Below are 15695 nucleotides of genomic sequence, written 5' to 3'. Positions count from 1 at the left end.
TAAACAAAAAAATATTTTTACACTTTTCTCCCTTCTTATACATATATTAAATAGTACATATACCCATCCTCATGTAAGAAGCGTGGTTTCTAAAAACAAAACATGAATAGAAATCCACTCACCAACCTCTCATCAATAGCATTTTAGATTTTTGAGAGCAGGATTAAACAAGGAGGGATTCCTATGCCTACGTGGCTAAAAAAACAAATGCAACGTGCATATTTCGAAAAAAACCGGTATCAAATTAAATTATTAAATGAATGCTGGTTTTATTATAGCAAAATACATCAAAGCTCATAATCCATTACACTTTTTATTCCATAAAAAAAGAGCAGTTTCATCTGCTCTCTTCTCTTACTATTCAATCGGCAACATAGATAGTGCAACGCGTCCTTTTTTTGTATCAATATCATCTACCCATACTTTTACAATTTGCCCTACTGATACAACATCTAACGGATGCTTTACAAACTGTTTGCTAAGTTTAGAAATATGTACTAAACCATCTTGCTTTACGCCAACATCAACAAAAGCACCAAAATCAACAACGTTACGAACTGTTCCTTCTAGTTCCATACCACGTTTTAAATCTTCTAATTTCAAAATCCCTTTTTTCAGAAGTGGTTTAGGCAACTCATCCCTCATATCTCTTTCTGGACTAATAAGCGCATCTATAATATCAACTAACGTCGGCTCCCCAACTCCTGTTTCTTGAGATAACTTAGAAATCTCTACTTCTTCCAATCTCTTTTGTAATTGCGGTTGTCCTACGTCATCTATCGATAACCCTAGACTCTTCAATAACAATTCAACATTTTTATATTGCTCTGGATGAATACCTGTTCGATCTAATGGATTCGCTCCTTCTAGTATACGTAAGAAACCTATACATTGTTCATACGTCTTTGCACCTAAACGCGGGATTTTCTTTAATTCCGTGCGCTTCGTGAATTTCCCATCTTCTTCTCTCTTTGCCACAATATTTTTCGCAACAGTTTTCGATAAACCTGAAACATATTGTAACAATGCAACCGAAGCCGTATTTACATTAACCCCAACTTGGTTAACAGCTGTTTCTACTACAAATGTTAATGACTCATTCAGTCTCTTTTGAGATACATCATGTTGGTATTGTCCAACCCCAACTGATTTAGGATCAATTTTCACAAGTTCAGCAAGTGGATCTTGCAGACGTCTTCCAATAGAAACGGCACTTCTCTCTTCAACTTGTAAATTTGGGAATTCCTCACGGGCTAAATCAGAAGCCGAATACACACTCGCACCCGCTTCATTTACAATAATATAAAAGACATCTCGGTTCACACTTTGTAATACATCTACTATAAACTCTTCTGTTTCTCTAGATGCTGTCCCATTACCAATTGCAATCATTTCAACTTGATATTTATCTATAATAGAAAGAACTTTCGTTTTTGCATCATCATATTTACGAACAGGTGGATGCGGATAAATAACATCGATATGTAGTACTTTCCCCGTATCATCTACTACAGACAATTTACAACCAGTTCTATATGCCGGATCTACCGCTAGCACGACTTTCCCTTTCATCGGAGGTTGTAATAATAAGTTACGTAAATTCTCAGAGAAAATATGTATCGCTTGTTCTTCAGCTGTTTCTGTTAATTCTTTACGAATTTCTCTTTCGATTGAAGATTGAATTAATCGTTTATAACCATCTTCAATCGCTAATTGTACATAATGTGCACTTTTCGAATCGTTATCACGAATTACTTTCTTATTTAAGAAAGTTACTATCTCATCTACTGGCGGAACAACAGCAACTCTCAATATATCTTCTTTCTCGCCACGATTCATTGCTAATACACGATGTGGTACTACTTTTTGCAATGGTTCTTCATAACTGTAATACATTTCATATATATTCTTTTCATCTTTTTCTTCATCTTTCACGGACGAAGACATAACACCTTTTCTAAAAGTAACATTTCGAATCCAACTACGATACGCAGCTTCATCTGAAACCATTTCTGCAATAATGTCTTGTGCACCTTGTAAAGCTTCTTCTGCAGATTGCACTTCTTTCTCTACATTAATAAATTCCACTGCCTTTTTAGCCGGATCTTCTTTCTTATATAACAATAACCATTCAGCTAATGGTTCTAATCCTTTTTCTTTAGCAATTGTCGCTTTCGTTCTTCTTTTCTCTTTATATGGACGATATAGATCTTCTACTTCTTGCAACTTTGTAGCTTTAACAATTTGCTGTCGTAGCCCTTCTGTCAGTTTCCCCTTCTCATCAATAAGACGAAGAACTTCTTCCTTCCTATCTTCAAGTTGCATCATATATTGCCATCTCTCTAAAATCGTACGAATTTGCACCTCATCTAAAGAGCCTGTCCATTCTTTTCGGTAACGAGCAATAAATGGAACTGTGTTACCTTCTTCTGTTAATTGAATAACATGACGAACTTGCTTTTCGGTAAAGCCTAATTCTTTCACTAACATTTTCATTAACGCTTGTCGATTATCTACCATTTCCATATACAACCGTAACCTCCTCTATAATAAAAAAAGTTGCCCTTCAAAGAGAGCAACTTAAACTGCCGATTTAAAAATCTATTAGTCCTAAACTAATTTGTAACGCTTCATCTACACGACTCATCATCACTTCATCCAAATGAGTGATTTTGTCCGTTAAGCGTTGCTTATCGATTGTTCGAATCTGCTCAAGTAAAATAACAGAATCTCTCTCAAAACCATACTTTTTCGCATCAATTTCCACATGAGTGGGTAATTTCGCTTTTTGAATCTGTGCAGTAATAGCCGCTACAATCACCGTTGGACTAAAACGATTTCCGATGTCATTTTGAATGACAAGAACCGGACGAACGCCTCCTTGCTCAGAACCAACAACTGGGGAAAGGTCTGCAAAATACACGTCGCCGCGTTTTACAATCAAAATATTACCCCCCGCTAACTAAGCGTTCTACTGTATGAGCTGCTTCATACTCTGCTAAGAAAGCTTCAGATGCAATACCAAGATTAATTTTTCCCATTTCAATGTACCCACGTCGCATTGATTCATGTTGGTAGCGTTTCTTCGTCTTATGTTGACGCAATAACAATTGTGTTGCCTGGCAAATTAGTTCATGGCGATTCTTATTCTCTTGTTTTCCAATTCCGTCCAATTCCGTTACCATTTGCTTTGGCAACCGAACCACGATTTCAGTAGTTACACTTGATTCGGACACAAAAATACACCTCCACCGTCAACTACACACCCAAATATATATATGACACCTATTGTAATAATACCATTGTATGGAGCCTGTTGCAAAGACTTCCTTATTCCTTGCTTATGTTTTCCAATTCACAAACAAAACATTCATCTTCTTAAATTTTTTATCTCATAACTAACTAAAAACAATAGAACTCCTCTTCAAAACTTACGTGCAACTTATATAAAAAATGATTATAAGTAAAAAGCTTCTCATCAAAAAGAGCTTATTATCCAGCAATGAACAGTCACTCCAATGACAAGAAGCAATCATACTACCTTCTATATATTGTTCAAGTAATTAATTATCTCTACAACCTTACCATTCCGTATAAATATTCTTGGCACACGGAAACTAATCGTTGCAATAATTTCATAATTAATAGTCCCTGAGTATTCCGCAACCTCTGTAGCGCTAATATACTCATCTCCTTGCCTTCCAATAAGCGTAACTTTCGTACCAAGTGGCACTTCACAAGGAAGATGAATCATGAACTGATCCATTGTTACTCTCCCTACAATCGGTACCCTTTTACCATTTATAAGCACTTCAAATCCTTGTAACCTTCTAAGCCACCCATCTGCATAGCCAATCGCTACAGTCGCAATCCATTCTTCAGTTTTCGTTCGGTAGGTGACGTTATAACTAATTCCATCACCTTTAATTACCTGTTTAATATGAGCGACTTTCGTATGAAGTGATAGCGCCGGTTCTAATTCAAATGGTAAAAAAGGACGTATTTCTACAGAAGGAGATAATCCATACATTGCAATCCCAATTCGCACTGCATTAAATGTAATCCCTTGAAAACGTAACGTCGCAGCACTATTAGCTGTATGAACAAGCTTAGGATCCACTCCGAATTCTTTCAACCAACTTAACTGCTCTAAGAACGTGTTATATTGCTTATCAAAATACGAAGTCTCAACTTCATCTGACGTTGCAAAATGCGTGTATACTCCTTCTAACTCTAAAAACGGTGCACCCTCTAAACTCTTTAAAAATTCTTTTAGCTCTTTTCTTTCACGTATTCCAATTCTCCCCATACCACTATCAAAGTTAATATGGAATTTCATTACAGATGAACCATCCCAAAGTTCAATTGCTTCGTCCACCCATTCTTTTTGAAAAACAGTTAGCGCTACATCATTTTCAGCAGCTACATTTACATCACGTGGCGGCGAGGGACCTAACACTAAAATCGGCTCAGTAATACCAGCCCTCCGAAGCACTAAAGCTTCATCTAAAAAAGCAACAGCTAACCTTGTTGCACCTGCTTCTAATGCCGTTTTAGCCACCGGTACATAATCGTGCCCATATGCGTTTGCTTTAACTACAGCAAAAATCTCTACATTACTTGGGATGAACTCTTTAATATGTGTAACGTTGTTATAAATGGCATCTAAATCCACTTCCACCCAAGTGTCACGGTAAAATGGTGCTTCTTCCATAAATACACTTCCTTATACACGATATGCGAAGCTTATTCTTTTATATGCTTCTTTTATGAAATCCACCTTCAAACTAAGAAAAGACGTGGTGCACATATATCACCACGTCTAAGAAGTTTACTTCACCTGCTTCGCTGTAACTGAACGAGCAACCATTAACAGCTCCTTCGGCTCTAAACCTTTAGACACGAGCATATATTCTACTCCGTTATGCGACCACGTTACAGAGTCTTTCGTCAATGCACCAATCGTAAACCCAAGATCAACTGGTTCTCCACTTACACTTACCGCTGATGAAGCCTCTGCAACTTTTGCCTTTTCTTGTATTAAAGTAAAGGATTTCTTATTTCCAGTGTATGTGAGTATCGCACGCTTGCCACTGTCTGTCTTCAACTCTTTTTCATCTTGCAGAGTCATACCTTGTGGTGTATCAAGTGGATACAAAATAGCAAACGGTTTGTCTTCTTTCGCTGTAGTTTGAACATCTACCTGCGCTCTAGACATATTTTGTTTCGTATCAAATGCACCTTTATCAAATTTCGCATCAAATTTCACTTTAGAGAAATCTACTTTCACAAGAACATTTTGATCATTATCCATTAACTTCACTGAAACTGGAGTCAAATCGCTCTTATTCAATGTAATCTCTTGTCTAGGCAACATATTTTGATGTTGATAATTTGTTTTTGTTTTAAAAATATAATACTTATCTGTTTTCTCAAAAGTAAGGTTTTTCTTGTCCTGCAAAATATCTCTTACAAGTGATTCATATAAATAAGCCTGGCTACTATTTTGCGGCCAATCACTTTGAAAACGGAAGCTCTTATTAAGTGCTGGCGTCAATACAAATACACCTTCTTCATTTCTCAAAATAATTTGGCTTTGATCTTTTTTTGCATTTTTTAAATTCACACGATAAAAAGACGGTTCCTTATGCCAAATCTCTACGTTATACTCTTGAGGCTCATTGCCTGTTTTAATAGATAATTTTGCCTCAGCTTGATAACTTTTCATCCCTTTTACTTTTGATTCTAAATCTCTCACGACATCATCTTGCTTCTTTTCCATACAACCCGCCAACACAAAAACGGTCAACAAACCGACAAGAACTAAAAACAGACGCCTTTTCATCAATTCAGCCCCTTTGCCCCTATAAATGAATGGAAGATGTACCTTCCTTATCGCTACCTCAAATATATGAGACAAAGATATAAAATATGCAGACTAGCGTGACGAGCTTTCTAAAACAACTTGAGCAACAGCAAATTCCTTACTATGACTAATTGATAAATGAACAATATACTCTGTACTTGTAATCAGAATTGGCTTACCTCTTTCATCATTTTTCACTTCAATATCTAAAAAACTCACTTCTTTTCCGATACCAGTACCTACAGCTTTTGAATACGCCTCTTTCGCTGCAAACCTTCCAGCTACAAACTCTGTAAGGCGACTTCCTTTCAGCTCCATAGCAACATTACGTTCATTTTCCGTTAAAATACGTTCCATAAATTTAAGCTTTCCATCTAGCATTTTTTCAATACGATTTAATTCAATAATATCGATACCAATCCCTATAATCATTTCGAAATCCCCTTCTTCTATTTAACTTTCTTCTTTCATATTGATAAGAATAACAGAGAATCTTTCTGATGCAAAAGGGGTGAAAGTAACCGTATGCTAATAAGATCCACCCATATTTCTTTACAACCGACTATTCTTACCTTACTTCTTATTCATCTAGTCATGATGATATTAGGCGACTTTTTTCTCTTCCCACTGGCAGCCTCTAATGAATATATCGCTAAAGGAGAATGGTGGCGTGTCATAACTTCTCTTCTTGTACACGTAGACTTACAACATTTTCTTTCTAATATTATTTTTTTGTTTGCTCTTGGTTCTTCTATCGAAAAGCAACTCGGACACTTTTCTTTTTTTATTCTATTTTTTCTCTCTGGAATTTCAGGAAATATTTCTTCTTATATTATTATGCCACTTGAATATATTCACGCAGGTGCATCAGGTGGTATTTTCGGACTATTAGGTGCACAGTTATTTTTATTGTACAATCGATACCGCTCTTCAAAACCAAAAGAAATTGCTATTTTCTCAATTATGATACTTCTATTACTTCTATTTACTTTCTTTAATCCTTCTGCCAATCCGATCAGTCATTTAACAGGTTTAATAACCGGTGGCATTTTAACCCCTTTTTTAACAAAAAAAAACGATGGTGCAAAGCTTATTTAATATAAAAGCTTGCACCATCGATAATTTCTACATCTACTTGTTCACTTAAATCTCTCATTAATTGAAATAAAGACTCATCCTTCATCTTCGCCTCAATCATACAATCAATTTGCGGAACACTTCCCTTTATCCTTCTTAAAAAAGATAAAAATGCCTCTACATTAATATAATCTGCATGAGCTCTTGGATCTTTTCCCTCTCTAGGGCTAGAGATATGCATTTTAACCGGCAACAAAGACGTTTCCCACGTATGAACGACACGTGCCCAATCTTCATACCAATCTTCTTGCTCATTATTCATCATATGGTGATGCAAGTCAAATACGACGGGAATATCTAATTTTTCTCCTAAATATAATGTTTCCTCTAACGTAAAGGTTGTATCATCATTTTCTAATATAATCATTTCTTGAATACCCCTTGGGACATTCGACCAATTCTCTATAAAGCGCTCTAATGCAAGTTCTTTATCTTTATATCCTCCTCCAACATGCAGTACACATCGTTGCTTATGTTCAATCCCCATACCTTTTAATAATTTTTTGTGCATCTGCAATGTTTTTACAGATTGTTTAAAAACACTCTCCTCAGGTGAATTTAGTACAACAAAATGATCTGGATGGAAATCAATTCTCATATTCATATGAACTGCATATTCACCTAGTTTTTTTAAATTTTCTTTTAAAGGACGAATATAGTTCCACTCTATCAATTCCTCATGATTCGCTAAAGGAATGAGCTTTGAACTGAGCCGAAAGAAAGATATGTCATGCCCTTTATTATGCTTTAATAAACGTAAACAATTTTCTAAATTGGAATTAGCAATTCTTTCAAGTTTACGAATTGCAGCAGCACGATCATCTAATTTCTGAAACTGTGCATACGTCATCGTTTGAGATGGAGATGCATTCTTCAAATGTACACTCATCGCAACGTAACCAAGCCTTACAAGCATATAACAGCCCCTTTTCTATCATAACTATTATGTAGTATGCACAATTATAGAAATAAAAAAAGAGAATGCCCGCAAAGGGCATTCTCTTTTTTTTATTAAGCTTGTGGACGGCTATGATGTTTTCTTTCGCCGCGTCCATTTGAAGAACCAGGGCGACCTTGGCCTTCACCTCTACGACCACGACTACCACCATCACGATTACGATCGCGGTTACCATCACGATTGCGATCACGGTTTCCGTCACGATTACGTCCATCACGGTTACGGTCACGATTACGTCCATCGCCACCGCCGCGTGCATCACGACTACGATTACGGTTACCATCACGGTATCCGCCTCCGTTACCGCCGCGTTTTTTAGAACCGCCGCCTCTTGAAACAACAGGTGGTTCTGATGTTAAAGCGATCGGAGTTGTATCCGGCTCTTTAGTCATCATTTTTAAAGCAGCAGCTACTACTGTTACAGAGTCATTTTCTTCTAACATTTCTTCTGCAATACGCTTGTAGTATGCTAAGTTTTCATTTTCAATTGTGCTTTGAAGCTTTTCAGCGATTAAACGTTGTTGACCTTCTAATGCCTCGTCAAGTGTCGGTGCATCCATGCGGTCCATTTTACGTTTTGTTGTACGCTCGATATTTTTTAATTGTCCTGATTCACGTGGTGTTACAAATAGCATTGCAATACCTTTTTTACCTGCACGACCAGTACGACCGATACGGTGAACGTATGATTCTGGATCTTGTGGAATATCGAAGTTATATACGTGCGTTACGCCTGAAATATCAAGACCACGTGCAGCAACGTCTGTTGCAACAAGAACTTCAATAGAACCTTCTTTAAATTTACGTAATACAGACATACGTTTCGCCTGAGTTAAATCACCGTGAATACCTTCTGCAGCATAACCACGTAAGTTTAATGCTTCTGATAATTCATCAACACGGCGCTTTGTACGACCGAATACGATTGCAAGCTCTGGAGATTGAATATCTAATAAGCGTGTTAACACGTCAAACTTTTTCTTTTCTTGCACTTCTAAATAGAACTGCTGAATGTTTGGCATTGTTACTTCTTTTGCTTTTACTTTAATGTGTTGAGGCTCAGTCATGAAACGCTCAGCAATACGGCGGATTGGATCCGGCATTGTCGCTGAGAATAGTAATGTTTGATGTGTTTCTGGAACATCTGTTAAAATTGCTTCAATGTCTTCAATGAAGCCCATGTTTAACATTTCATCCGCTTCGTCAAGAACAACTGTCTCTACGTTTTGCAGACGAAGTGTTTTACGGTTAATATGATCTAAAATACGACCCGGCGTACCAACAATAATGTGTGGGTGTTTTTTTAGAGCACGAATTTGGCGGTTAATATCTTGACCACCATAAATTGGTAAAATACGAACACGTTTATGCTTACCAATTTTGTATAATTCTTCTCCAACTTGAATTGCTAATTCACGCGTTGGCGCGATAACAATACCTTGAACCGATTCTTTATGTGTATCCACTTTATCTAATAGTGGTAATCCGAATGCTGCTGTTTTCCCTGTACCTGTTTGCGCTTGCCCAATAATATCTTTACCTTGCAATGCATGTGGAATTGTTTCAGCTTGAATTGGTGTAGCCTCTTCAAAGCCCATACTTTCAACAGATTGCAGTAAAGAATCACTTAATCCTAATTCTCGAAATGTTGTCAATGTTACTTCTCCTTTTCTATCCTATACTTATCATTTAAAAAAAGGCGTTTTCCGAATTTGCGGAAAAGCCCTTTTCCTGAATGCTCACGTATATAAACGGGCGTATATTCTTCACGAAAATACTTCTAAACGTTATTACACTTTATCAATTATAAGTTTTGTATGTGTAAAAAGCAAACCCAACTGTTACCTTATTTTCATATTCAGAGTTTTTTTCTTCACTTTTATTTTTTTATATTTACTGTAAGCGCTTATTATAAGTTTCTTCTATTTTCGTAACTATCATCCCTATTTATATACACCAATTATTTCAACATCGTAATTACTTCTTCTAATTTCATACCGCGAGATGCTTTTATTAATACAACATCTTTCACATCGACTACTGCTTGTAAATCTTTTACTAACTCTTCTTTATTATCATACGCCTTTACACGTTCATTAGGGAAATTAATTTTCGCTCCTTCAGCAATTTGAGCCCCTAATCTACCGTATGTGAATACATACGAGATTTTTGCTGGATCGATTAATTTTCCTACCTCATAATGGAACTGTACTTCTTGATCTCCAAGTTCTAACATATCACCGAGCACAACGATTTTTTTAGCAAAACCATCTAAACCATTCATTAAATGGAATGCTGCTTCCATAGCCGTCGGACTTGCATTATAAGCATCGTTGATAATTGTTAAACCACTATTTGTTTTCACAATTTCCATACGCATGCCCGTCATTTGAAGTGTTACTAAACCTTCTTTCATCTCTTCCCACGTTACACCAAAATGTTTCGCAATTGCCATTGAAGCAAGTGTATTATACACATTATGTTTTCCTAACACAGGTAAGTAGAATGAAATATTTTCATCTCTATTCATTTTGAAATGTGTCCCAGTTGCTTGTAATGTTACAGTCGTTGGATAATAATCGTTTGCTCTTGCATCACCAAACGTAACCGTTTCTGCTGCTAAATTCATTTCAGGAACACGATTCGTTAATAAAGGCTCATCTCCGTTATATACGAACACGCCACCTTCTTGTAACCCTGTAACAATTTCTAATTTCGCTTCAGCAATTGCCTCACGAGATCCTAAATCCATTAAATGTGCCTCACCGATATTCGTAATGATAGCTGCATTAGGACGAGCTAACTTAGATAAGAATTCAATTTCGCCTCGGCTTGACATACCCATCTCTAATACTGCTACTTCTGTATTTTCTTCTAAGTTTAAAATGGTAAGAGGTAATCCGATATGGTTATTGAAGTTCCCTTCTGTTTTTTGCACTTTGAATTTAGTCGCAAGAAGACTTGTTACAATATCTTTCGTAGATGTTTTACCGTTACTACCCGTTACACCTACAACTTTAACATCCAATTGATCACGATAGTTTTTCGCTAACATTTGCAATGCCGATAGCGTGTCTTCCACAAAAATAACCGGAAGATTCTCAGGTGGATTCGCTACATCTTTCATCCATAATGTAGCCACAGCTCCATTTTCAACAGCTTTATCTACAAAACCATGTCCATCAAAGCGCTCCCCTTGAATCGGAACATACAAGTTTCCTTTTTCAATTTTTCTTGTATCAATAGACACGCCTTGAATAGTAATTCCCTCATATTGCTCTGCTAATCCAGTACCATTTACCATCTGTTCCACTTGCTTTAACATTCGCTTTATCATATAGAAACGCTCCTTACATAGAGGAAGCACTATTCCTATGAATAGTGCTTCCTCCTTTTTTGTTAGATTGTATATTTAATTTTTTGTTTTTCTTCGTGACGTTCAATCGCTAAACGAATTAGCTCTTCGATTAATTCTGGATACGGTAACCCAGTATGTTGCCATAATAGAGGGAACATACTGAACGGTGTAAATCCTGGCATTGTGTTTACTTCGTTAATATACACTTCTCCATCTTTCGTTAAGAAGAAATCAGCTCGCGTTAAACCTGCACCGTCTAATGATTGGAATGCAATAATCGCATCACGCTTAATTACATTAGATTCTTCTTCTGTCATTTCAGCTGGAATAATTAGCGCTGTATCACCATCGATATATTTCGACTTATAATCATAGAAGTCCTTTTTCGGAACGATTTCACCTACAACTGAACATTTCGGCTCATCATTACCTAGTACCCCAACTTCTACTTCACGACCTACAATATTTTCTTCTACAATAATTTTGCGATCAAATTGGAATGCCTCTACAAATGCATCCTCAAGTTCTTCACGATTTTTACACTTATTAATACCAACACTTGAACCAAGGTTCGCTGGTTTTACGAAGCAAGGATATCCTAACTTATCTTCTACTTTAGAATAAGCTTCCTCACGATTTTTTTCCCATGCACTACGAATGAAGGATGCATATTTTGCTTGTTTTAAACCAGCCTCTGCAAAGATGTTTTTCATAACAACTTTATCCATACCAGCAGATGATGCTAGAACACCATTTCCTACATAAGGGATATTCATTAATTCTAATAGTCCTTGAACCGTTCCATCTTCACCGTTTGGTCCATGTAGTAATGGGAAAATAACGTCAATAGCGTTCTCCTCAGAAGCTGCAGATGGGATAATTTCTGTACTTAATGATAACGGAGAAATCGCATTTTCTGCACCGCTCATTTTTAAAGCTTCAACATCTGTTACTTCGCCTTCAATACGCTCACCACGTACCCATTGACCTTGTTCTGTAATATAAATTGGATGAATCTCGAATTTATCTTGATTTAACGCTTTAATAGCAGCAAGAGCCGTCTGTAGCGAAACTTGATGCTCAGCTGATTTTCCACCATATAATAAACCTAATTTAATTTTCGTCAATGAAATCACCCTAACCAATTGTTTTCATTTTTCTATTTTAGCACTTTTTATAAAAATAGGTAGTTCCTATTTGAAATAAAATGTAACTTCCATAAATAATTAAATAACATCACTTATTGGTTTTTCATTTCATTTTCTATATAGCTACACAAAATAAAATGGCAATCTAATCTAGTTATGTACCTAAAATATGTAGAAATCCCCTTTTTTGTGTATGTCACCTATTCACTAAGAAGATTGTTTGGTTAGTGTGTCTTTTTGCCTTTGCTCCACAAGGCGATCTAAAGAAACATATACAATACCTGCAACTACACATCCTACAGCTAAAATTGTAAATAGAAAGTGACCAAGTAATCGATCTAATAAAAAACCTCCCAAAAGTGGACCAAATGCGCTTCCTGTAATCCACTGCAAACTTGCAGCTCCCATATAAGTCCCTCTCAAATGCTCAGGGGCCAAATTTGCTACAAATGTCATCTGTACAGGCGACATAATCATTTCGCCTAACGTATATATAGCATAAACGAACAGTAGTGTTATTAAAATAATTGTAGCATTTGTATTAAATTCTCCAAACCACTTCGGTAACCACCCTATAAAAAATAATCCAATCCCGAATAAACATGCACCATATAACATCGTCTTCCCGACTGGTTTATCCGTAGCCCATTTTGAAATTTGAAACTGGAATAAAACAACTAATAGTCCGTTTAACGCCATTAAATATGGATATGGATTATTCGTTCCAAAAATACGCTTCATTTCATTATCAAAATGTAGTGGCAACATGCCTTCGGTTTGAGAAAACCCCATCGAAATGATAATACCTGCTAATAAGTAAATCATTAATGCCTTATCTTGCATTACAATTTTCCAAACTGCTCCAGATTCCTTTTCTTTATGTTCTTCCCTATCTGTCCTTTTTGGCATCGTCTCTTGAATAAGAAGTAATACAAGTAACGCATAAAATAGCATTGTAGAAGAGGCAATAATAAACACAAGGTTCTTTGACAACACAACTACTGATGCTCCCATTATCGGACCAATCGCAGCACCTATATTGTGTCCCATTCGTAATAAACCATATGCCTCTGTTCTTTTTTCTGGTACCGTTACATCTGCGACCATAGCTGATGCAGCTGGATGAAATAAAGAATTACTCAACCCTAAAAAAATAGATAAAATTGCATATGGAATAAATCCTTCTATAAATAGAAAACCGAGCATTAATAATGCATTACTTGCCATAGAAAATATCATAATAGGCTTTCTTCCATATATGTCAGCAATTCTCCCTCCTATAAGTGATCCAAAGCTTGCAGCAATTGGAGAAAGCGCCATAATAACCCCAACTTCCAACAACGAATCTACCTTATCTTTTAAATATAATGCAAAAAAAGGCATTAACATCATCATTGCAATTCCATTTAACGTCTCTCCAATAAATCGAATCCATACGTTACGGTCCATCTCCCTTAACTCACGCCACGTATTTTTCATCATTCCACCCCTTTAGTTAGCCAACAATTATCTTATAATAAGTTCAGAAAAATGTAAATTTTCAAATAAAAAATCCATTCTAACAGAATTAGAATGGATTTTTTTCGCTTATAAATTTGCAACATCTTCTTCTTTTTTACTATTATTTAAAGCACTATGTTTTCGGCTATATAAGAAGTAAACCGCTATACCAATAACCATCCATATCCCAAAACTAATCCACGCTGTCCCCGATAATTGAAGCATTAAGTATAAACAGAAAATCACTGTTAATGCTGGTAAAAATGGTACAAGCGGAGCCTTAAATGCCCTTGGTAAGTCTGGATGAGTTCTTCTCATTACGATTACCGCAACAGCTACGAGTGCAAATGCTGACAATGTCCCCATATTTACAAGATGCGCTAAAACATTTAAATCTATTAATCCTGAAATCAGTGCCGCAATAATTCCCGTTGTCCATGTATTTAAAAATGGCGTTTTAAATTTCGGATGAACTTTAGCTAGACGCTTCGGCAGTAAACCATCTCGGCTCATCGCATAAGAAACACGAACTTGCCCATACATCATAACTAGCATTACTGTTGTAATTCCTGTAATTGCTCCTACTGAAATTACCCCCGCTAAACCATCTTGTCCAATAAATTGAAGTGCGAAAGCAACTGGATCTGATATATTTAGCTGCCCGTATGGAACAATTCCTGTCAAAATAAGCGAAACAACGATATAAAGAACTGTACAAATTAATAACGATGCAATAATACCAATTGGTAAATCACGTTGCGGACGTTTCACTTCTTCTGCCGCTGTTGAAACTGCATCAAATCCTATAAATGCGAAAAATACTGTAGCCGCTCCAGCCATTACACCATCTAAACCAAATGGCATAAAAGGCGTCCAGTTTTCAGGTTTCACATAATTAAAACCAGCAAAGATAAAAATAAGAACAACTGCTATTTTAATAAATACCATAATGTTATTTACTCGTGCACTTTCACGAACACCCCTAGATAAAAGAACTGTCATCACTAAAATAATTAGAACTGCAGGTAGATCAATTATTCCACCCTTACCTGTACCAGGAGCCGAGGAGAGAATAGTCGGGATATGAATTCCAAACCCCTTTAATAAAGATTGAAAATATGCAGACCAACCGTTCGCTACAGCAGATGTAGCAAGTAAATATTCCAGCATTAAATCCCAGCCAATTAAAAATGCGAATACTTCCCCCATCGTCGCGTATGTATACGTATACACACTGCCCGAGACAGGAACTGAAGAAGCAAATTCAGCATAACAAAATGCAGCAAAGGCACAAGCTAGAGCGGCAATCGCAAATGATAATATAATAGCTGGCCCAGAATGTTTCGCTGCCACAACACCCGTTAGAACAAAAATACCAGTTCCAACAATTGCTCCGATTCCAAGCATAGTTAAATCTAGCGCGCCCAATGTTCTTGCTAACGTTTTTTGCTTACTTTCTTGCATTAACTTTGCAATTGGCTTCTTTTGAAAAATTCGCTTCATCTTTCACTCCTCCAAGTTTTAAATTTTCTGAAAATTTTTAATTCGCTTTTTTATTTTACTCATTACGCTTTTCCTAGTCAATACTTTTGTCGAAACAAGTAGAAATTCTTCTAAATATGCACGATCCTTATCATTCTTTCTATATATCTTTCGACAACTCTTTTTGGTATTATTACACATGTCGATTCCACAAAAAAGGCATGCTCCCTTATTGAGAGCATGCTT

Annotated in this window: 14 protein-coding genes; 2 read left to right on the top strand and 12 right to left on the bottom strand. The window is 36.4% G+C overall.

Translation table 11 applies throughout. The annotated features are described in order from the left end of the window. Positions 1-183 precede the first annotated feature (183 nt). Positions 184-300, top strand: a complete 117-nt coding sequence (cmpA, locus tag AC0OM3_RS12505) for a cortex morphogenetic protein CmpA (RefSeq protein ID WP_001143642.1) — start codon at positions 184-186, stop codon at positions 298-300. A 57-nt stretch (positions 301-357) separates the two neighbouring features. Here cmpA and AC0OM3_RS12500 read toward each other — a convergent pair whose 3' ends face one another. The 6 genes from AC0OM3_RS12500 to acpS form a co-directional block, all read right to left on the bottom strand. Then, positions 358-2526, bottom strand: coding sequence for a Tex family protein (locus AC0OM3_RS12500; RefSeq protein WP_474212023.1), 2169 nt, complete (start codon positions 2524-2526; stop codon positions 358-360). Positions 2527-2593: 67 nt separating this feature from the next. Continuing rightward, entirely contained in the window at positions 2594-2944 is a 351-nt protein-coding gene (gene ndoA, locus AC0OM3_RS12495) for a type II toxin-antitoxin system endoribonuclease NdoA (RefSeq protein ID WP_000635965.1), read from the bottom strand. A gap of 4 nt (positions 2945-2948) precedes the next feature. Then, positions 2949-3236: an antitoxin EndoAI gene (locus AC0OM3_RS12490; RefSeq protein WP_000004570.1), complete on the bottom strand. Its 288-nt coding sequence runs from the start codon at positions 3234-3236 to the stop codon at positions 2949-2951. 308 nt (positions 3237-3544) lie between these two features. Then, positions 3545-4714: an alanine racemase gene (gene alr, locus AC0OM3_RS12485; RefSeq protein WP_000390613.1), complete on the bottom strand. Its 1170-nt coding sequence runs from the start codon at positions 4712-4714 to the stop codon at positions 3545-3547. A gap of 117 nt (positions 4715-4831) precedes the next feature. Further along, a complete protein-coding gene (locus tag AC0OM3_RS12480) occupies positions 4832-5782 on the bottom strand; it encodes a LolA family protein (RefSeq protein ID WP_002004297.1) in 951 nt (316 codons plus the stop codon). 156 nt (positions 5783-5938) lie between these two features. Continuing rightward, on the bottom strand, positions 5939-6298 hold the full coding sequence (gene acpS, locus AC0OM3_RS12475; protein WP_000583417.1) for a holo-ACP synthase: 360 nt from the start codon (positions 6296-6298) through the stop codon (positions 5939-5941). Between the two features lie 93 nt (positions 6299-6391). Here acpS and AC0OM3_RS12470 point away from each other — a divergent pair, with 93 nt between their 5' ends. Next, complete coding sequence (locus AC0OM3_RS12470; protein WP_000908521.1) at positions 6392-6964, top strand: rhomboid family intramembrane serine protease; 573 nt, start codon at positions 6392-6394, stop codon at positions 6962-6964. Here the strand turns inward: AC0OM3_RS12470 and uvsE are convergent. The 6 genes from uvsE to AC0OM3_RS12440 all read right to left on the bottom strand — a co-directional run bounded on the left by uvsE (position 6957) and on the right by AC0OM3_RS12440 (position 15470). Then, on the bottom strand, positions 6957-7919 hold the full coding sequence (uvsE, locus tag AC0OM3_RS12465; protein ID WP_000961160.1) for a UV DNA damage repair endonuclease UvsE: 963 nt from the start codon (positions 7917-7919) through the stop codon (positions 6957-6959). The two genes, AC0OM3_RS12470 and uvsE, sit on opposite strands and share 8 nt — an antisense overlap. A 95-nt stretch (positions 7920-8014) precedes the next feature. Beyond that, the gene (cshA, locus tag AC0OM3_RS12460) at positions 8015-9616 is read right to left on the bottom strand and encodes a degradosome RNA helicase CshA (RefSeq protein WP_000206585.1); all 1602 of its coding nucleotides are present in this window, start codon (positions 9614-9616) and stop codon (positions 8015-8017) included. 305 nt (positions 9617-9921) lie between these two features. Continuing rightward, positions 9922-11298 (bottom strand): UDP-N-acetylmuramoyl-tripeptide--D-alanyl-D-alanine ligase, encoded by a 1377-nt coding sequence (gene murF, locus AC0OM3_RS12455; RefSeq protein ID WP_000595965.1) that lies wholly within the window; start codon positions 11296-11298, stop codon positions 9922-9924. A 62-nt stretch (positions 11299-11360) separates the two neighbouring features. Then, complete coding sequence (locus AC0OM3_RS12450) at positions 11361-12446, bottom strand: D-alanine--D-alanine ligase (RefSeq protein ID WP_000161427.1); 1086 nt, start codon at positions 12444-12446, stop codon at positions 11361-11363. A gap of 228 nt (positions 12447-12674) precedes the next feature. Then, positions 12675-13946, bottom strand: coding sequence for an MDR family MFS transporter (locus AC0OM3_RS12445; RefSeq protein WP_000799727.1), 1272 nt, complete (start codon positions 13944-13946; stop codon positions 12675-12677). Between the two features lie 108 nt (positions 13947-14054). Further along, positions 14055-15470, bottom strand: coding sequence for an amino acid permease (locus AC0OM3_RS12440; RefSeq protein ID WP_000821075.1), 1416 nt, complete (start codon positions 15468-15470; stop codon positions 14055-14057). Positions 15471-15695 lie beyond the last annotated feature (225 nt).

Source organism: Bacillus sp. FAU20 (assembly GCF_056033865.1).
Note: the sequence above shows the minus strand (reverse complement) of the source record. Positions and strands in the feature narration are given on the sequence as shown.